Origin of the sequence: Enterobacter cancerogenus, from assembly GCF_019047785.1 — a bacterium.
Lineage (GTDB): Bacteria > Pseudomonadota > Gammaproteobacteria > Enterobacterales > Enterobacteriaceae > Enterobacter > Enterobacter cancerogenus.
Genome location: NZ_CP077290.1, coordinates 2,979,727 through 2,998,022 on the forward strand (window position 1 = coordinate 2,979,727; position 18,296 = coordinate 2,998,022).

The following is an 18,296-nucleotide window of genomic DNA, read 5'->3' on the forward strand; positions in this document are numbered from 1 at the left end:
AACAAATACGGGTTTTTCCCGGTCATCTTTTAAGCGTAGACATTCGCTTCGGTTAATGCGGTGCGAAGTGTGCGGTTGATCACGCTTTCATAACGGTTGTCAATACGCTGAAAATTCAATATCTCATTGATTAATAAATCGTTAATGGTGAATTTTCGGGAACAGGGCAGGAATAAAATTCAGAGCATTCAGTATTCCGCGCTCACGGTAAATGCCCTTGTCGCCAGCGCTATTCTCAGCGTTTTTTACGCTTTCATACAGGGCTTAATGCGCCTGTCGCGCATCGCCTGAAAGGCTGGTAGCGGCTTGATGTGCTTTCTGGTTGGCACCTTCACTTTTTTCCATCGCCTTGCTGGCGGCTTTTTCCGCATGGGCGGCGCTATACGCGGCCAGATGGGAAATAACGATGGCATAAATACTCATTAATGAGACCCACAGAATACTGTTTTTCCACCACAGCAGGGTCGGAATAGTCAGTATCGCCCATACCAGGGCGAGGACGAGGTGCATTTTGGCCATCAGTTTGGCGGTGATCTTAACGTGCATTTTCATATCTCTAATCTTTATCCGTAGTAACAGGCAAGCGCGTAGCGCCTTCTAAGATTAGTTAATTCCACCGCGCGTCGCGGTTAAATTTGTTACCGTTTGTACACCCGCTGGGTTTACTCGGCACAGGCATAAAAAAACCGGCCCGCGGGCCGGTTTTTGTCGCGGTAAAGTCCGATCAGCGCATGGTGACAAACTCTTCCGCTGCCGTCGGGTGGATTGCCACGGTGTTGTCGAAATCTTTCTTCGTTGCGCCCATTTTCAGCGCCACCGCAAAGCCCTGCAGGATCTCGTCCATACCAAAGCCAATGCCGTGAATACCGACAATCTTCTCGTCCGCGCCAACGCAGACCAGCTTCATGCGGCACGGTTGACGGTGAGAGGTAACGGCGGTGTACATCGCCGTAAAGGACGATTTATACACTTTCACCTGGTCATCGCCATACTGCTCGCGCGCCTGCGGTTCGGTTAAGCCCACGGTGCCAATTGGCGGGTGGCTGAAGACCACGGTCGGGATGTTGCTGTAGTCCAGATGCTCGTCCGGCTTGTTGTTAAACAGACGCTCGGAGAGACGGCGGCCTGCTGCCACGGCAACCGGCGTCAGTTCAACCGCACCGGTGTTGTCGCCTACCGCATAAATGCCCGGTACGCTGGTGTTCTGGAATTTATCGACGACGATGTAACCTTTTTCATCGGTTTTCACGCCGGTAACCGCCAGGTTAAAGGTATCGTTCGCCGGTTCGCGACCAATCGCCCAGATCAGGCAGTCCACGGTCTGGCTGCGGCCGTCTTCCAGCGTCAGGGTCAGGCTGCCGTCGTCATTTTTCACCACGGCTTTCGGTATGGCATGGGTATGCAGCGCTGGACCTTCGGCGTTCATCACTTCCACCAGCGTTTCGACGATCAGCGGGTCAAAGCTGCGCAGCGGCGCGTGTTTACGGACGAACAGATGCGCTTCAGCGCCCAGGCCGTTGATCACGCCCGCCAGCTCAACCGCGATATACCCCGCGCCGACCACCGCAACGCGTTTTGGCAGGGCAGGCAGCTCGAAGAAGCCGTCAGAATCAATGCCGTATTCCGCGCCCGGAATGTCCGGGTGGCTCGGACGGCCGCCGGTGGCGATCAGGATATGATCGGCGGTGATCGTCTCGCCGTTCACTTCGATCGTTTTCGCATCGACGAAACGGGCGAAACCGCGGATCACGTCGACGTTGTTCTTGCCCAGCACGTTATCGTACGAGGTATGGATCCGGTCGATGTAAGCGGTACGGCTGGCGATCAGCTTGTCCCAGTCAAAGCTATTGAGGGTGGTATCGAAGCCGTAGTCCGGGCCATACATATGGATAGCTTCACGGATTTGCGCCGCATGCCACATCACTTTTTTCGGTACACAGCCCACGTTCACGCAGGTGCCGCCCAGCGCTTTGGCTTCAATCAGCGCACACTTCTGGCCGTACATGGCCGCACGGTTGATCGAGGCGATGCCGCCGCTGCCGCCGCCGATTGCGATGTAGTCATAATGCTTAGTCATAGCTTTTATCCTTAATCGTGAATTGCCGCGATTGTATACCTGAAATCAATTGGTTCCACCAATGACTGCGATTACTCAGGCACGATCCAGCTGACGGTGGCGTGGCCTGTACCCGCGGGCACCAGCGTTTTGTGCAGCCAGGGCAGCACGTTGTTCATTTGCGCTTCGAGCTTCCACGGCGGGTTAATTACAATCATGCCGGAGGCGGTCATGCCGCGCTGGTCGCTGTCCGGGCGCACCGCCAGCTCAATCTGCAGGATTTTGCGGATGCCGGTAGCTTCCAGATCTTTAATCATGCGCTTGATTTGCGCGCGCAGCACCACCGGGTACCACAGGGCGTAGGTGCCGGTCGCAAAGCGTTTATAGCCTTCGTGAATGCCGGTCACCACCGCCTGATAGTCGGTTTTAATTTCGTACGGCGGGTCGATCAGCACCAGACCACGGCGCGAAACCGGTGGCAATTTGGCTTTCAGCTGCTGGTAGCCATCGGCTTTATCGACGCGGGCGCGGTTATCTTTCTGAAATTCAGCGCGCAGCAGCGGGAAGTCGCTCGGGTGCAGCTCGGTCAGTTGAATGCTGTCCTGCTCGCGCAGCAGCTGGCGGGCAATCAGCGGTGAACCCGGGTAGTAACGCAGCTGGCCGCTGCGGTTGAAGTGATTCACCACGCCGATGTATGGCTCCAGCTCGGCGGGCAAATCGTCCTGCTGCCAGACGCGGGCAATGCCTTCCAGATATTCACCGGTACGCTCGGCGTGCTCGCCGCTCAGCTGATAACGGCCCGCGCCGGCGTGGGTGTCCAGATAGAGAAACGGCTTATCTTTCTCTTTGAGCGACTCGATGATCAGGCTCTGAACGGTATGTTTAAGAACGTCGGCGTGGTTGCCTGCGTGAAAGCTGTGGCGATAACTGAGCATGGATAGTGATATTCCGCTGAAAATGACGATTTGCCACAGTTTACAGCAGATCGGAACAGATTACCCGCAGGCCCGCGAAGCGCAGCGTCACCGGGCGCTTTTCCGCTACGGCTGGCATTGAAATCCTCTACACTTATCCCCATTACACAAACAATATGCACAGCGCCGGATGCGCGCTTCATTCACTCATTTCAACAGGACAGCGTTTATGACCAATCCATTACTGACGCCTTTTTCGTTGCCACCGTTTTCTAAAATTCTGCCCGAGCATGTGGTTCCAGCCGTTACCCAATCGCTGGAAAACTGCCGCGCGGCGGTAGAGAGCGTGGTAGCGCAGGGCGCGCCGTACACCTGGGAAAATCTGTGTCAGCCGCTGGCCGAAGTGGACGACGTGCTGGGACGTATTTTCTCCCCGGTCAGCCACCTGAACTCGGTGAAAAACAGCCCGGAACTGCGCGAAGCCTATGAACAAACCCTGCCGCTGCTCTCGGAGTACAGCACCTGGGTTGGTCAGCACGAAGGACTGTACAAAGCGTACCGCGACCTGCGCGACGGCGATCATTACGCATCGCTCAATACCGCGCAGAAAAAATCGGTTGATAACGCGCTGCGTGATTTCGAGCTATCCGGGATTGGCCTGCCAAAAGAGAAGCAGAAGCGCTACGGCGAAATCGCCGCGCGTCTGTCCGAGCTGGGCAACCAGTACAGCAACAACGTGCTCGACGCCACCATGGGCTGGACGAAGCTAATTACCGACGAAGCCGAGCTTGCGGGGATGCCGGAAAGCGCGCTGGCGGCGGCGAAAGCACAGGCCGAAGCCAAAGAGCAGGACGGTTTCCTGCTGACGCTGGATATCCCGAGCTATCTGCCGGTGATGACCTACTGCGACAACCAGGCGTTGCGTGAAGAGATGTACCGCGCCTACAGCACCCGCGCGTCCGACCAGGGGCCAAACGCGGGCAAATGGGACAACAGCCCGGTCATGGCCGAGATCCTCGCCCTGCGTCACGAGCTGGCGCAGCTGCTGGGCTTTGAAAACTATGCCGACAAGTCCCTCGCGACCAAAATGGCGGAGAACCCGCAGCAGGTGCTCGACTTCCTGACGGATCTCGCGAAACGCGCCCGTCCACAGGGTGAGAAAGAGCTGGCCCAGTTGCGCGCCTTCGCGAGGGCCGAGTTTGGCGTAGACGAACTGCAGCCGTGGGACATCGCTTACTACAGTGAAAAACAGAAACAGCACCTTTACAGCATCAGCGACGAGCAGCTGCGCCCGTACTTCCCGGAAAACAAAGCCGTAAACGGCCTGTTCGAAGTGGTGCAACGCATCTACGGCATCACCGCCAAAGAGCGTAAAGATATCGACGTCTGGCATCCGGACGTGCGTTTCTTCGAACTGTATGACGAGAAAAACGAACTGCGCGGCAGTTTCTACCTGGACCTTTACGCGCGTGAGAACAAGCGCGGCGGGGCGTGGATGGATGACTGCGTGGGCCAGATGCGTAAAGCGGACGGTACTCTGCAAAAGCCGGTTGCCTACCTGACCTGTAACTTCAACCGTCCGGTGAGCGGCAAACCTGCGCTGTTTACCCACGACGAAGTGATCACCCTGTTCCACGAGTTCGGCCACGGTCTGCACCACATGCTGACCCGCATCGAAACCGCGGGCGTTGCCGGTATCAGCGGTGTACCGTGGGATGCGGTCGAGCTGCCGAGCCAGTTTATGGAAAACTGGTGCTGGGAGCCGGACGCGCTGGCGTTTATCTCCGGCCACTATGAGACCGGCGAACCGCTGCCAAAAGAACTGCTGGATAAAATGCTGGCGGCGAAAAACTACCAGGCGGCAATGTTTATTCTGCGCCAGCTGGAGTTCGGCCTGTTCGACTTCCGCCTGCACGCCGAGTTCAGCCCGGAGCAAGGGGCGAAAATCCTTGAAACGCTGGCCGAAATTAAGAAACAGGTCGCCGTTATTCCGGGGCCAACCTGGGGCCGCTTCCCGCACGCGTTCAGCCACATCTTTGCGGGCGGCTACGCGGCGGGTTACTACAGTTACCTGTGGGCTGACGTGCTGGCTGCAGACGCATACTCTCGCTTCGAAGAGGAAGGCATTTTCAACCGCGAAACCGGTCAGTCGTTCCTCGATAACATCCTGACGCGCGGCGGGTCTGAAGAGCCGATGGCGCTGTTCAAACGCTTCCGTGGCCGTGAGCCGAAGCTGGATGCCATGCTGGAGCATTACGGGATCAAAGGCTGATTGTTACGTGAAGATCTGCTTAGTAGATGAATCAGGCGCCGGAGACGGCGCCTTATCTGTTCTGGCGGCCCGCTGGAGGCTGGAGCACGATGAAGAGAACCTGATGGCGCTGGTGATGACGCCCGCGCATCTTGAACTGCGTAAGCGCGACGAGCCGAAGCTCGGCGGGATTTTTGTCGATTTTGTCGGCGGGGCAATGGCGCACCGACGCAAATTTGGCGGCGGTCGCGGCGAGGCGGTGGCGAAAGCGGTCGGCATTAAGGGCAGTTATCTGCCGGACGTGGTGGATGCCACGGCGGGACTGGGGCGCGACGCCTTTGTGCTGGCCTCGGTCGGGTGCCGCGTGCGGATGCTGGAACGCAATCCGGTGGTGGCCGCGCTTCTGGACGATGGCCTGGCGCGCGGTTATGCCGACCCGGAGATTGGTCCGTGGCTGCAGGAGCGCCTGCAGCTGATCCACGCCTCAAGCCTGACGGCGCTCACCGACATCACGCCACGCCCGCAGGTGGTCTATCTTGACCCCATGTTCCCGCATAAGCAGAAAAGTGCGCTGGTGAAGAAAGAGATGCGGGTGTTTCAGTCGCTGGTGGGGCCGGATTTGGATGCGGATGGCCTGCTGGCGCCTGCTCGTCTGCTGGCGACAAAGCGTGTGGTGGTAAAACGCCCGGACTACGCGCCGCCGCTGGCGGATGTCGCGACCACCAACGCGGTGACCACGAAAGGCCACCGGTTCGATATTTATTCCGGTACGCCGGAGTAAAAAAGCCGGGTGGCGGCTGCGCCTTACCCGGCCTACGTTCAATGCCGCTTGTAGGCCCGGTAAGCGTGAGCGCCACCGGGCGTTATGCATTTACTCGTCTTCTTCGTCACGCAGTGGAACAATCAACATATCCACGTGAACGGTGTTGATCAGCTGGCGCGCGGAGGACATCAGCTTGCTCCAGAAGTCCTGGTGATGACCGCATACCACCAGGTCCATATCGTATTTCTTAATCGCATCAACCAGCACCTGGCCCAGATCGCCGCTACCGCTTAAGGTTTCGGTGATAGGGTAACCTGCGTTGGTGGACAGCTCGCTCAGGGCATGGTGTGTCTCTTCGGAGATGCGTTTTTGCATATCACCGAGATTCACGTCAATCAGGCCGGTATAGAGATCGGAGTAATTCACGTCAACGTGAATCAGGGAAACTTTCGCGTTGTAAGGGCGTGCCATGGATACCGCTTTATCAACCAGCACTTTGCTCTCAGGTGAGAGGTCTACCGCGATGAGAATGTGTTTGTAAGCCATAGTGTTACTCCTTCCTTAAGTTATCGATGACTAAAAGAGAAAGCCGTCGTCTGATGCCTTCATTACGGCCCAGTTAAACAAAATTATCAAGCTTTGGTGTTGATAACGATTAACCTTGTGGCAAAAAAATTAACGGATCTCCTACACTATTTAATGAGCCGTTCGGATATTAAAACGCGAACCGGATCGACTTTTAGTCATTCTTTCACTGAACTGTCTGTCAGGGCATTGGGGTGCGGTAGCTCAGAAGGCTTTCTTCGTGGGCGGGCGCCGGGGAGGATGTATGATTAGCACCGTCGCATTGTTTTGGGCGTTATGCGTGGTTTGCATAGTGAATATGGCGCGCTACTTCTCATCGTTACGTGCGCTATTAGTGGTACTTCGTGGTTGCGATCCGTTGCTTTATCAGTATGTGGACGGGGGAGGATTCTTCACCTCGCATGGACAGCCCAGCAAACAGATGCGTCTGGTGGGGTATATCTATTACCAGCGCTATCGCGACCATCATGATGACGAATTTATCCGTCGCTGCGAACGCCTGCGTCGTCAGTTCATTCTGACCAGCGCCCTGTGCGGCCTGGTTGTAGTGAGTATGGTTGCACTGATGATTTGGCACTGAGCCTAAAAAAGGCGAGGTAAGCCTCGCCTTTGTTCATGTGATTCTGGGTGTCATCGTAAAACAGAGCCCGGAGGCTTTTGCCTGCTCGCAGAGGATACTGACCTCACCAATATCAGTTGACTGCGTCTTCACTGTAAACACTACAAGAGGGGATTTTTTGTCAGTCCCATTTTAGTACGTGGCGCGTTCATTCCAGGCGTCACTGTAGATGACGTTTCCGTCGCAATGCTTCCATGTGATTTTCTCATAGCGTATGAGAACCGTTTCAAGGTGTGTACCGGTGCTTGCGCCCGGAAACAGATCGGGTGTGATTGACGTTATTTTTACACCTTCCAAAAGGATATTAAAATACTCCTGCTCAAAACCCGCCTCGTTAATCTGATACATCTTTATGGTGGCTGACTGGAGCGTCCTCCCCGTACTTAACGCCCGGAATAAAATCGGCGTTACACGGTCAAATTCCTTCTGGAACATGACAGGCATGTGGATTCGCGTGCCCGTCAATTTTCCGGTATTTCCATCGACGGGGATACTGACATTATGAGTGAATGATTTGAGTTCAATGGCACCTACACGCCCTGACACAAGGCAAGGTCCAACCATAGGAGAACCATTTTCATCTGTGAGAAACAAATAAGCCGGATTTGACATGAAAACTCCTTTTTATAACGTTCAGTCGTACTTATCGAAGCGGCCAAAAATTATCGGGTGAACAATAATAAATACGACGATAGCAATGAATGTGAGTACTACCCAGTGATCAGGCATCAACCACAGGAACAAAGAGGCGCATGCAAAAATATAAATGGGGAATAATATATCCGTAAACAGGATGGATAGCAGACTCTTAAACATATTATTTGTCCTTTAAGTCGTTATAAATCGCATCGAAATCCCTATAGAATCCCATCTGCACCTTCTTTATGATCTCTGACAGGAAGGGCTCTAAAAAGTAATAAAGCATCTCAAGTTGGGCAGCATAGAGGATGGCGTAATAGTTGGGGTCTATTGTTTTCAAGCGACGAGCAGCAAGAGCGCACTTCTGGTCCGTGCCCATCAGCTGAAGTGCCATGACAACATGAGGTACGCGGCGTGCAAGTCGTTCAGCGACCATCTCAGAGAGGAGCTCGGTTTGTGAAAGGGATGTGGCGAGCGCCAGCGCTATTGCTAATCGCGCAGCCTTGCTTGTCGGAATAGTGTTAATAAGCCCCGCGACTGTTGAATCTGTCTTGCGAACGCGATTTTGTTTATTGCCAGTGTCAGAATCTGTTATTACACGTTCAAAATAAAGAAAGAGCATGTGTGCTATTACATTTCGATAACGGTAAATAGACACTATAGAAAGATACATTCTCTTTTCTTCTGAGATAAGCTCATCACACACATCGTAAAATCTGGGGATAAAGCATGATGAATACCAGCTAACACGCTCCATTCCTGAGTAGATATCAGAACCGATCCCCTTTAGTGCCCTCGCTGTCCCTGCAACGCCTTGCTGCGCATAAATAGCCAGTTGCCTGTCGCTCTGAAACCTCATCTTCAAATAATCAGATGCTTGCATATTAAAGCCATCCAGATGGTGTGGTTTTAATAATGTACGCTCAAGCTTCGAGAGATTCAAATTAAAGCGATTGATGTGACTATATATTTGCGTGGGGAATGGGTTTGTCCACTGTTATTTATTAAGGGTATTAAACGATAAAAATTGGCTTATCTGGAAGATAGACGTTATCGCACTAAACAAGTTAAGTGCCAAAAATATCAACGATCAGATTAATTAGTTTTGTGAATGAACTTATCTTTTTCTCTTTGACATCTATTTTCTCTCGCTTCGTCACCGTAAGCTTAAAAAAAGCGGGTCAGTTTCCTGACCCGCTTTTTGTCGCTCTTAGCCGATTACAGCAGCTTGAGGGAAAGCCAGTACAAACCGCCGGACAGCAGGATAGAGGCCGGCAGGGTGAATACCCAGGCCATCAGAATGTTGGTCACGGTTTTGCGCTGCAGACCGCCGCCGTCAACAATCATGGTACCTGCCACGGACGAGGAGAGTACGTGGGTGGTTGAAACCGGCATACCGGTGTAGCTTGCCAGACCGATAGAAACTGCCGCCGTCATCTGCGCGGACATCCCCTGCGCATAGGTCATGCCTTTCTTACCGATCTTCTCACCGATGGTGGTCGCCACACGACGCCAGCCAATCATCGTACCGATACCCAGCGCCAGCGCGACAGCCATGATGATCCAGATTGGCGCGTACTCGATGGTGCTGAGCATATCGCCTTTCAGTTTCTTCAGCAGACGCTGGTCGTCAGCATTTACTTCCGGCAGCTTCGCCACTTTATCGGTGATGTCGGAGATGCAGAGCATGATACGGCGCAGCTGACCACGTTGTTCAACCGGCAGTTTGTCGTAACTTTCGATATCGCCCAGCATAACTTTTGCACGTTCCAGCGCGTTAATTGCGTTTGCCGGATGGCAGTGGAACTCGCCAGGTGCCGTGGTTGCGCCCGCTTCCGGAGAAGGGATCAGCTGGTCAACGCCAGTCGCTTTCTTCAACAGCTGTGGGTGCTGCTGGAAGTAAACTTCAACGTTGTTGACCGCATCACGGGTACGGGTGATTTCGTAGCCGGAGGCATTCATGTTCACCACGAAACCTGCCGGGGCCACGCCAATCAGGACCAGCATCACCAGACCAATGCCTTTCTGACCGTCGTTCGCACCGTGTGAAAACGCCACGCCGATAGCGGAAATGATCAGGGCAATACGCGTCCAGAACGGCGGCTTTTTCTTGCCGTCTTTCTTTTCACGCTCTGCTGGCGTCAGGTGGATACGTGCGCGCTTCTTCGTGTTGCTCCAGTAGCGACGCAGGATGAAAATTAATCCCCCCGCAACCACCAGACCGACAATCGGGGAAACGATCAGCGAGGCAAAAATCCCCAGTACTTTCGGGATATTCAACGCATCAACGACGGAGGTACCGGTCATCAGGGCATTGGTTAACCCGATACCGATAATCGCGCCGATGAGGGTGTGAGAACTGGATGCAGGCAGGCCGAAATACCAGGTACCGAGGTTCCAGATAATTGCAGCAAGCAGCATTGAGAACACCATGGCAAGACCATGGCCAGAACTAACGTTAAGAAGCAGATCCGTTGGCAGCATGTGCACGATGGCATACGCAACGCTCAGTCCGCCCAGGAGGACACCAAAAAAGTTAAATACCGCCGCCATAACAACCGCCAGTTGCGATCGCATTGCGCGAGTGTAGATAACCGTTGCTACTGCGTTTGCAGTGTCGTGGAAGCCGTTGATCGCTTCGTAAAACAGTACAAAAACCAGAGCAAGCAAGAGTAAAAGCCCGGTATGTAAATCCAGGCCAGCAAACAAATGTAGCATAGGACGTTACGCCATTTTGGAGGACATGAACGCGGCGCATTATCCAGGACAAATGCGCAACGGGCAAAGTGAAATATAGACTTTTTTTGACATACCACCTGTTTTGAGAAATGTGCCAGAAAGGTTATTCGTTAAATTTCAATGGAATGGCTTTGTAATATCTTTTTACGCTGGTGTGACCACATAGGAAACTTTACAATCCGCGGCAGTTAACGATGAGGATTTAGACGTGGAAAGGTTTGATGCCGTGGTAATTGGCGCCGGTGCGGCGGGTATGTTTTGTGCGGCAATGGCCGGACAGGCGGGTCGTCGCGTGTTGCTGCTGGATAACGGTAAAAAACCAGGCCGTAAGATCCTGATGTCGGGCGGCGGGCGCTGCAACTTTACCAACCTGTACGTTGAACCCGCGGCCTATCTGAGCCAAAACCGTCATTTTTGCAAATCGGCGCTGGCGCGGTACACCCAGTGGGATTTTATCGACCTGGTGGGCAAGCACGGCATCGCCTGGCACGAAAAGACGCTGGGACAGCTGTTCTGCGATGACTCTGCGCAGCAGATTGTCGATATGCTGGTAGCCGAGTGTGAGAAGGGCGGCGTGGTGACGCGTCTGCGCACCGAGGTGCTGGCGGTGTCCCGTGACGAGCAGGGCTATACGCTGCAGCTCAACGGTGAAACGGTTAGCGCTGACAATCTGGTGATCGCCAGCGGCGGCCTGTCGATGCCCGGTCTGGGCGCATCGCCGTTTGGCTACAAGGTGGCTGAGCAGTTCGGCCTGAAGGTGCTGCCCACGCGCGCCGGGCTGGTTCCGTTCACCCTGCATAAACCCTTGCTGGAGCAACTTCAGACGCTGTCTGGCGTCTCGGTGCCTTCGATTGTTACCGCAGAAAACGGCACGATGTTCCGCGAGAATCTACTCTTTACCCATCGCGGGTTATCAGGCCCGGCGGTGTTGCAGATCTCCAGCTACTGGCAGCCGGGTGAGTTCGTGACCGTCAATCTGCTGCCGGACTGCGATCTCGACAGCTTCCTCAGCGAGCAGCGCGCCGCGCATCCGAACCAGAGCCTGAAAAACACCCTGGCGATGCAGCTACCGAAGCGTCTGGTCGAGTGCCTGCAGCTTTTGGGGCAAATCCCGGATGTGTCGCTCAAGCAGCTTAATGGCCGCGAGCAGCAGGCGCTGGTCGACACGCTGACCCACTGGCGCGTTCAGCCTAACGGTACCGAAGGCTACCGCACGGCAGAAGTGACGCTTGGCGGCGTGGATACGGACGGGTTATCGTCCCGCACCATGGAGGCGCGTGACGTGAAGGGCCTCTACTTTATCGGCGAAGTGGTGGATGTCACCGGCTGGCTGGGTGGCTATAACTTCCAGTGGGCATGGTCAAGTGCCTGGGCCTGCGCGCAGGCGCTGGCCGCTGAATAATTTTTTTAAGGAAAGACGTATGTCCTCTGCTCATCTCGGTTTCCCAACGGAAACCGTTGTTGTCTTTGTGGTGATGGCCGTTGGGGCGATGTTTATCGACCTCTTTATGCACCGTCACGATAAACCTGTCTCACTGAAAAGCGCCGCGATGTGGTCCATCTTCTGGGTCATGATGGCGATGGCGTTCGCCGGGTTCCTGTATGTGCATCACGGTGCGGAGATGGCGAGCCTGTTCCTGACCGGTTACGCGCTGGAAGAGGTGCTCTCCGTCGATAACCTGTTTGTGATGATGGCGATTTTTGCCTGGTTCGGCGTGCCGGATAAATACCGTCACCGCGTGCTCTACTGGGGCGTGCTGGGGGCGATTGTGTTCCGCGGGATCTTCGTTGCCATCGGCACCAGCCTGCTGAGCTTGGGGCCATACGTAGAGGTGATTTTCGCGCTGGTTGTCGGCTGGACGGCGGTCATGATGCTCAGACGCAACGAAGATAGCGATGAGGTCGAGGACTACTCCGGCCATCTGGCCTATCGGCTGGTGAAGCGTTTTTATCCGGTCTGGCCGAAAATCAGCAGCAACAAATTTATCCTGACGCAGAAAGAGGTGGATGCGGAGCTGGAAAAACCGGAAAACCGCGACGTCATGGTCGGGCGCGTGAAAAAGGCGAAGCGCTACGCCACGCCGCTGCTGCTCTGCGTGGCGGTGGTAGAGTTGTCCGACGTGATGTTCGCGTTTGACTCCGTTCCGGCGATCATCGCCGTGAGTCGTGAGCCGCTGATTATCTACAGCGCGATGATGTTCGCCATTCTGGGCCTGCGTACGCTCTACTTCGTGCTCGAGGCGCTGAAGCAGTACCTGGTTCATCTGGAGAAAGCGGTTGTCCTGCTGCTGTTCTTTGTGGCGTTTAAGCTGGGGCTGAATGCTACCGACCACTTCTGGCACCACGGCTACAGCATTGGCGCGACGGCCAGCCTGTTCGTGGTATTGGGCGTGCTGGCGCTGGGGATTATTGCGAGCGTGATGTTCCCGGGAAAACGTGAAGCCTGATGTTTGCTTACCCGGCCTGCGATGCTAACGTAGGCCGGGTAAGGCGCAGCCGCCACCCGGCGTCAAAGATTACTTGATCGGCGAATTGCGACGCTTGCGCGGGTGATGGAAATGCCGCCAGTGCGGGTCCTGGGCGGCCGCCAGCAGTTCGTGGTCGCCACGGGTATCGCCCCAGGCTCGCAGGTGGTAGTCGCTCAGGTTGCCATACACTTTTTCCAGGCGCGCGACCTTCTGCGCACAGCGGCAGTTATGCCCGGTGATCCGCCCGGTCAGCTTGCCGTCTTTCACTTCAAGCTGAGTACCAATCAACTTAATGCCGAGCTTGTCCGCCCACGGCTGCAGCACCAGGGCCGGAGACGCCGAGCAAATGGTCACTTCCGCACCCGAATTGACCTCTGCTGCCACGGCCATCACCCCTTCCGGGCGCATCAGCTTGTTCCAGTATTTTTCGCAAAACGCTTCCGCCTGCTGGCGTAACCAGCGCTCATCCACCCCCGTCAGGAACGTCCTGATGAGCACCTCTTTCAGCTCATCACGCGTTAACCTGCGGCGTACACAGTGAAGCGTAGGAAGCGCCATCCGTACCAGGCGGCCCGCGAAGTAACGCTTGCCAAACGCGAAACGCAGGAAGGGGATAAAGCTGTCGTGGTGCGTCAATGTTCCATCAAAGTCAAAGACTGAGAGGACGCTGGACTTGGCTACGGCCTCGTCGGCAATCATATTGGTCATAAATACGTCTTAACTGAAATACACATTCTGCTCATTAGTTTACCTGTTTTAACGCCACAGTCCGTAAACCACACGCCTTTTTTTCTCGATCTTGCGACATGGCAAGCCTGTCCGAAATTGGATCCGATAAACATTGGGTAAAAAGTGAGCCGTCTATATTATCGCCGCATCGAAAGATATTTTCAGGGGGTCGTTGGCCTCCACGCGTAAGGAAAAAATCACTCACTGCTGCTTTTGGTTATGAATTTTAAACATCTTATTTCAGTACTCTCGTTAACCTTTGCTTCGTTTTCGGCCTTCAGTTTTCAGTTGCCTGCGTCAATGCTCTTGCCGCACAGCCCGTTTGCGGCGTCATCCGCCCGTGCGGCGCTGGTTCATCAGGCGTCAGGGCCGCTACGTTCCCGAATTATCGATCAATACCAGAAATGGAAAGGGACACAGTATCGGTGGGGGGGCACGACGCATCGCGGGGTGGATTGCTCGGCACTGATGCAGCATCTGTTCAGCGACGCGGCGCATCTCACGCTGCCGCGCACGACCGGGGAACAGATCCAGCGTGGCGTGCAGGTGGCGCAATACCGCCTGAAAGCCGGCGATCTGGTTTTCTTCCAGACCGGGCCGCACCGCCGACACGTTGGGGTATACATTGGCAACAGCCAGTTTATTCACGCCTCAAGCAGCCAGGGGGTGACAGTTTCCACCCTGACCGACAACTACTGGCAGGATCGCTACATTACCGCCCGCCGGGTGGCGGGCAGCCTGTCCTGACGGCTTTAGAGGATGTCATCCACCACGCCACCATCCACGCGCAACGCGGCGCCGGAGGTGGCGGAGGCCTGCTCTGAACAGACGTAAATCACCATACTGGCGACTTCCTCAACCGTTGCTGCCCGCTGGATAACCGAGCTGGGGCGGTTCGCCATCACGAACTCTTTTGCCAGCTGCTCCAGCGATTTGCCCGTTTTTTCCATTTCGTCTTTCATCATGGCGGCAAAGCCGTCCGACATCGTCGGGCCGGGCAGAACGCTGTTTACCGTCACGCCGCTTCCCGCAACAAATTTTGCCAGCCCGCGCGCCAGCGAGAGCTGCGCCGTTTTGGTTACGCCATAGTGGATCATGTCTGCCGGAATATTGCGGGCGGATTCCGATGAGATAAACACCACGCGGCCCCAGCCTTTCTGCACCATGCCCGGCAGCAGGGCACGCGCAAGGCGCACGCCGGACATCACATTGGTTTGCCAGTAGCGTTCCCAGGTCTCGTCGTCGGTGGAATAAAAATCCTGCGGCCCGTAAATGCCCGCGTTATTCACCAGAATATCGACGCTCGGGGCCACCTTCAGAAGGCTATCGACGCCCTCCTGCGTGCTGAGGTCGGCAATCGCCGCGCGAACCTGTACGCCCGGCACCACCTGCTGGAGCGCCTGAATTCCCTGGTTGACCGACTCAGTGCTCCGGCCGTTAACGATCACCTCTGCGCCGCTTTCAGCCAGCCCCCTGGCGATGGCAAACCCAATTCCACCCGTTGAGGCGGTGACCAGCGCCACTTTCCCCGCAAAATCGATTTTCATTATCGGCTCCTTATCGTTATCAACATTCAGACCATAAAGCGTAGCAGGTGCAATTTACGGAGCCGGGCTAAAAAGGCGCAGCAGCGTCTCGACCTGCTCGTCCAGCGGCGTGAGCGTGCGTTTCACAATCAGATGCAGCGGCGTGGCGCGACGCACGCCGTGGCTAAGCGGCAGCGTTTTAAGCACCCCCTGTTCAAGCTGGGTCTGGATGCGCTCCTCCGGCAGCCAGCCGTAGCCCACCTGTGAAATCACCGCTTCGATGGCGGCATCGATAGTGGAGAAGGTCCAGGAGCCGCCCGTGTCCCGCGCCGCCGTGTGGCTATCGGCAATCTGGATCAGCGGCCACGGGCGCAGCATGTCATCGTTAAGCGGTGCGTCGAGGGTAAATAGCGGATGGTCACGATGGGCAACGGCGACAAAATCGATGTTCATCAGCCATTCGCCCAGCCCGGTGATGTCCTGACGCCGGGTTAACACCATGATGTCGGCTTCACTGGCGGCCACGTCAATGCTGGCGTTTTCCAGCACCTCGGTCAGCCGGACCTGCGTGTGCGGATAGCGCTGCTGGAACTGACGCAAAATGGCAAACAGGCGGCGGCGGGGGAAAATACTGTCTACCATTAAGTCGATGCGGGTGCGCATCCCGCTACGCAGGGTGGCCGCGCGCGTCTCCAGGTAGGTAAAGCCTTTAAGCAGGGGTTTCACCTGGCTCAGCAGCTGCTCCCCGGCGGGCGTCAATACGGCCCGTCTCCCTTCCGCCACCAGCAGCGCCACGCCGATGCGCTCCTGCAGTAAAGAGAGGTTGTAGCTTACGGATGACTGGCTGCGGTTTGTCAGCTCTGCCGCTTTGGCAAAGCTGCCGGCTTCCACCACTTTTTCCAGTAATGACCACTGTTCAAGCGTTGTCTTGTGCATAAATCATCTAAATTTTGAATTAATTTGATTCAAACATAGCGTTATTCATTTGATTTTTGAAGGGGTACGATACGTTCATCAAAACAAAGGAGACACATTATGAGCAACTTCGACAAACACGACTTAAGCGGCTTTGTGGGTAAACACCTGGTCTATACCTACGATAACGGCTGGAACTACGAAATTTACGTCAAAAACGAAAATACCCTCGACTACCGTATCCACAGCGGTCTGGTGGGCAACCGCTGGGTTAAAGATCAGCAGGCGTATATCGTTCGTGTTGGGGAAAGCATCTACAAAATCTCCTGGACCGAACCTACCGGTACCGACGTCAGCCTGATTGCGAACCTGGGCGACAAATTGTTCCACGGCACCATCTTCTTCCCACGCTGGGTGATGAATAATCCGGAAAAAACCGTCTGCTTCCAGAACGATCACATTCCAGAGATGAATGCCTATCGCGATGCCGGCCCGGCCTATCCGACAGAGGTTATCGATGAATTTGCGACCATCACCTTTGTGCGAGACTGTGGTCCAAATGATGACAGCGTTATTGCCTGCGCAGCCAGCGAGCTGCCAGAAAACTTTCCCGCTAATTTAAACTAAGCGCGACAATTAACGTAAATGAAAAGTTCCCGGCGCATTTGTTATTTATTCAAATGGCCGGGATTTTCTTTTATTGGTTGACCTTCGGTTTAGGAAAATATTTTCAAATGTTAACGCAGCGCACAAATTAAATAATTCATCTTAATACTAACTTATTGTTTACTAATGGTTTAAATTGAATTCCCGCCTTTAAATAACTCCTTTCTTAATTTTTTCCTAAGAAATCAGCATTACCTTGAGATGAGTTTATGGTTCGTTGAAATAAACGGACCGGCTTTTGGTTAATATCCAAAAAAAGCTTTTCACATCTCAAGGAAATTAAAGATGAGTGATTTCTTGCCTTTTTCCCGCCCGTCGATGGGGCCGGAGGAATTAGCGGCGCTGCAGGAGGTATTAACCTCTGGCTGGATCACCACAGGCCCCAAAAACCAGGCGCTTGAAGAGGCATTTTGCACGCTGACGGGCAACCGCCACGCTATTGCCGTCAGCTCCGCCACCGCCGGGATGCACGTTACGCTGATGGCGCTGGGCATTGGCCCCGGCGACGAGGTGATCACCCCTTCCCTGACCTGGGTGTCGACGCTGAACATGATCGTTCTGCTGGGCGCGACGCCAGTGATGATCGATGTCGACCGGGATACGCTGATGGTCACGCCGCAGGCGGTCGAGGCGGCGATAACGCCCCGCACCAAAGCGATTGTGCCGGTCCATTATGCCGGCGCGCCGTGTGATATCGACGGGATCCGTGCCATCGCTGAACGCCACGGTATTCCGGTGGTGGAAGACGCCGCACACGCCGCAGGAACCTACTACAAAAGCCAGCACGTCGGCCATCAGGGCACGGCGATCTTCTCCTTCCACGCCATCAAAAACATGACCTGCGCCGAGGGCGGGCTGGTGGTCACGGACGATGAACAGCTGGCGCAGAACATCCGCAGCCTGAAGTTTCACGGCCTGGGCGTGGATGCCTATGACCGGCAGACCCATGGCCGCGCGCCGCAGGCGGAGGTCATTACCCCCGGCTTCAAATACAACCTGGCGGATATCAACGCCGCGCTGGCGCTGGTGCAGCTGGGCAAGCTCGGAGAGGCCAACCGGCGTCGCCGCGACATTGCCGACCGCTACCTGCATGAACTCTCTGATACGCCCTTCCAGCCGCTGCGCATTCCGGCGTGGCCGCACTTGCATGCGTGGCACCTGTTTATCATTCGCGTGGATGAAGCGCGCTGTGGGATATCCCGCGATGGCCTGATGGCCGCGCTGAAAGAGAAGGGCATTGGCACCGGCCTGCACTTTCGCGCGGCACACACGCAAAAATACTACCGCGAGCGTTTCCCGGATGTCTCACTGCCGAACGCCGAATGGAATAGCGCGCGCATTTGTTCCCTTCCTCTTTTCCCGGACATGACCCATGACGACACAACCCGCGTCATTACCGCGCTCCATCAGCTTGCAGGACATTGAT

General features: G+C 55.2%; 19 protein-coding genes. 9 read left to right on the forward strand and 10 right to left on the reverse strand.

Annotated features, from left to right (window positions below):
- Positions 1-264: 264 nt before the first annotated feature.
- The 3 genes from I6L58_RS14005 to I6L58_RS14015 all read right to left on the reverse strand — a co-directional run bounded on the left by I6L58_RS14005 (position 265) and on the right by I6L58_RS14015 (position 2,991).
- Positions 265-552, reverse strand: a complete 288-nt coding sequence (locus tag I6L58_RS14005; protein ID WP_006178000.1) for a hypothetical protein — start codon at positions 550-552, stop codon at positions 265-267.
- 172 nt (positions 553-724) lie between these two features.
- Complete coding sequence (gene gorA / locus I6L58_RS14010; RefSeq protein WP_088209259.1) at positions 725-2,077, reverse strand: glutathione-disulfide reductase; 1,353 nt, start codon at positions 2,075-2,077, stop codon at positions 725-727.
- 71 nt (positions 2,078-2,148) lie between these two features.
- Positions 2,149-2,991 (reverse strand): 23S rRNA (adenine(2030)-N(6))-methyltransferase RlmJ, encoded by an 843-nt coding sequence (locus tag I6L58_RS14015; RefSeq protein ID WP_006177995.1) that lies wholly within the window; start codon positions 2,989-2,991, stop codon positions 2,149-2,151.
- Here I6L58_RS14015 and I6L58_RS23000 point away from each other — a divergent pair.
- The 3 genes from I6L58_RS23000 to rsmJ all read left to right on the forward strand — a co-directional run bounded on the left by I6L58_RS23000 (position 2,990) and on the right by rsmJ (position 6,002).
- The gene (locus I6L58_RS23000; RefSeq protein ID WP_006177994.1) at positions 2,990-3,112 is read left to right on the forward strand and encodes a hypothetical protein; all 123 of its coding nucleotides are present in this window, start codon (positions 2,990-2,992) and stop codon (positions 3,110-3,112) included. The genes I6L58_RS14015 and I6L58_RS23000 overlap by 2 nt on opposite strands.
- An 87-nt stretch (positions 3,113-3,199) precedes the next feature.
- Complete coding sequence (gene prlC / locus I6L58_RS14020) at positions 3,200-5,242, forward strand: oligopeptidase A (protein ID WP_088209258.1); 2,043 nt, start codon at positions 3,200-3,202, stop codon at positions 5,240-5,242.
- A 7-nt stretch (positions 5,243-5,249) separates the two neighbouring features.
- Complete coding sequence (rsmJ, locus tag I6L58_RS14025; RefSeq protein ID WP_088209257.1) at positions 5,250-6,002, forward strand: 16S rRNA (guanine(1516)-N(2))-methyltransferase RsmJ; 753 nt, start codon at positions 5,250-5,252, stop codon at positions 6,000-6,002.
- A gap of 90 nt (positions 6,003-6,092) precedes the next feature.
- Here rsmJ and uspA read toward each other — a convergent pair whose 3' ends face one another.
- A complete protein-coding gene (uspA, locus tag I6L58_RS14030) occupies positions 6,093-6,530 on the reverse strand; it encodes a universal stress protein UspA (protein WP_003861223.1) in 438 nt (145 codons plus the stop codon).
- 283 nt (positions 6,531-6,813) lie between these two features.
- Between uspA and uspB the strand changes: the two genes are divergently transcribed.
- Complete coding sequence (gene uspB / locus I6L58_RS14035; RefSeq protein ID WP_006177990.1) at positions 6,814-7,149, forward strand: universal stress protein UspB; 336 nt, start codon at positions 6,814-6,816, stop codon at positions 7,147-7,149.
- Positions 7,150-7,320: 171 nt separating this feature from the next.
- Here the strand turns inward: uspB and I6L58_RS14040 are convergent, their stop codons facing one another.
- The 3 genes from I6L58_RS14040 to pitA form a co-directional block, all read right to left on the reverse strand.
- Positions 7,321-7,800 (reverse strand): Hcp family type VI secretion system effector, encoded by a 480-nt coding sequence (locus I6L58_RS14040; protein WP_058609751.1) that lies wholly within the window; start codon positions 7,798-7,800, stop codon positions 7,321-7,323.
- A gap of 205 nt (positions 7,801-8,005) precedes the next feature.
- Positions 8,006-8,710, reverse strand: coding sequence for a hypothetical protein (locus I6L58_RS14045; protein WP_058609753.1), 705 nt, complete (start codon positions 8,708-8,710; stop codon positions 8,006-8,008).
- 335 nt (positions 8,711-9,045) lie between these two features.
- Entirely contained in the window at positions 9,046-10,545 is a 1,500-nt protein-coding gene (gene pitA / locus I6L58_RS14050) for an inorganic phosphate transporter PitA (RefSeq protein WP_006177986.1), read from the reverse strand.
- Positions 10,546-10,774: 229 nt separating this feature from the next.
- Between pitA and I6L58_RS14055 the strand changes: the two genes are divergently transcribed.
- Positions 10,775-11,968 carry a BaiN/RdsA family NAD(P)/FAD-dependent oxidoreductase gene (locus I6L58_RS14055; protein ID WP_088209256.1) on the forward strand — a complete coding sequence of 398 codons (1,194 nt, stop codon included), beginning with the start codon at positions 10,775-10,777 and terminating at the stop codon, positions 11,966-11,968.
- Between the two features lie 19 nt (positions 11,969-11,987).
- On the forward strand, positions 11,988-13,013 hold the full coding sequence (locus I6L58_RS14060) for a TerC/Alx family metal homeostasis membrane protein (protein WP_088209255.1): 1,026 nt from the start codon (positions 11,988-11,990) through the stop codon (positions 13,011-13,013).
- A 69-nt stretch (positions 13,014-13,082) separates the two neighbouring features.
- Here the strand turns inward: I6L58_RS14060 and I6L58_RS14065 are convergent, their stop codons facing one another.
- Entirely contained in the window at positions 13,083-13,742 is a 660-nt protein-coding gene (locus tag I6L58_RS14065; protein ID WP_006177982.1) for an HAD family hydrolase, read from the reverse strand.
- Between the two features lie 240 nt (positions 13,743-13,982).
- Between I6L58_RS14065 and I6L58_RS14070 the strand changes: the two genes are divergently transcribed.
- Positions 13,983-14,510: an NlpC/P60 family protein gene (locus I6L58_RS14070; protein ID WP_006177980.1), complete on the forward strand. Its 528-nt coding sequence runs from the start codon at positions 13,983-13,985 to the stop codon at positions 14,508-14,510.
- A 5-nt stretch (positions 14,511-14,515) separates the two neighbouring features.
- On the opposite strand, the gene I6L58_RS14075 is transcribed toward I6L58_RS14070, so the two are convergent.
- Complete coding sequence (locus I6L58_RS14075; RefSeq protein WP_006177979.1) at positions 14,516-15,310, reverse strand: SDR family NAD(P)-dependent oxidoreductase; 795 nt, start codon at positions 15,308-15,310, stop codon at positions 14,516-14,518.
- Positions 15,311-15,364: 54 nt separating this feature from the next.
- Positions 15,365-16,225: a LysR family transcriptional regulator gene (locus I6L58_RS14080; protein WP_006177977.1), complete on the reverse strand. Its 861-nt coding sequence runs from the start codon at positions 16,223-16,225 to the stop codon at positions 15,365-15,367.
- A 99-nt stretch (positions 16,226-16,324) separates the two neighbouring features.
- Between I6L58_RS14080 and I6L58_RS14085 the strand changes: the two genes are divergently transcribed.
- Together I6L58_RS14085 and arnB are read left to right on the forward strand one after the other, a co-directional pair.
- Positions 16,325-16,831, forward strand: a complete 507-nt coding sequence (locus I6L58_RS14085; RefSeq protein ID WP_006177976.1) for a phenolic acid decarboxylase — start codon at positions 16,325-16,327, stop codon at positions 16,829-16,831.
- 324 nt (positions 16,832-17,155) lie between these two features.
- Positions 17,156-18,295 carry a UDP-4-amino-4-deoxy-L-arabinose aminotransferase gene (arnB, locus tag I6L58_RS14090; protein ID WP_088209254.1) on the forward strand — a complete coding sequence of 380 codons (1,140 nt, stop codon included), beginning with the start codon at positions 17,156-17,158 and terminating at the stop codon, positions 18,293-18,295.
- The last annotated feature ends 1 nt before the right edge of the window (position 18,296 follow it).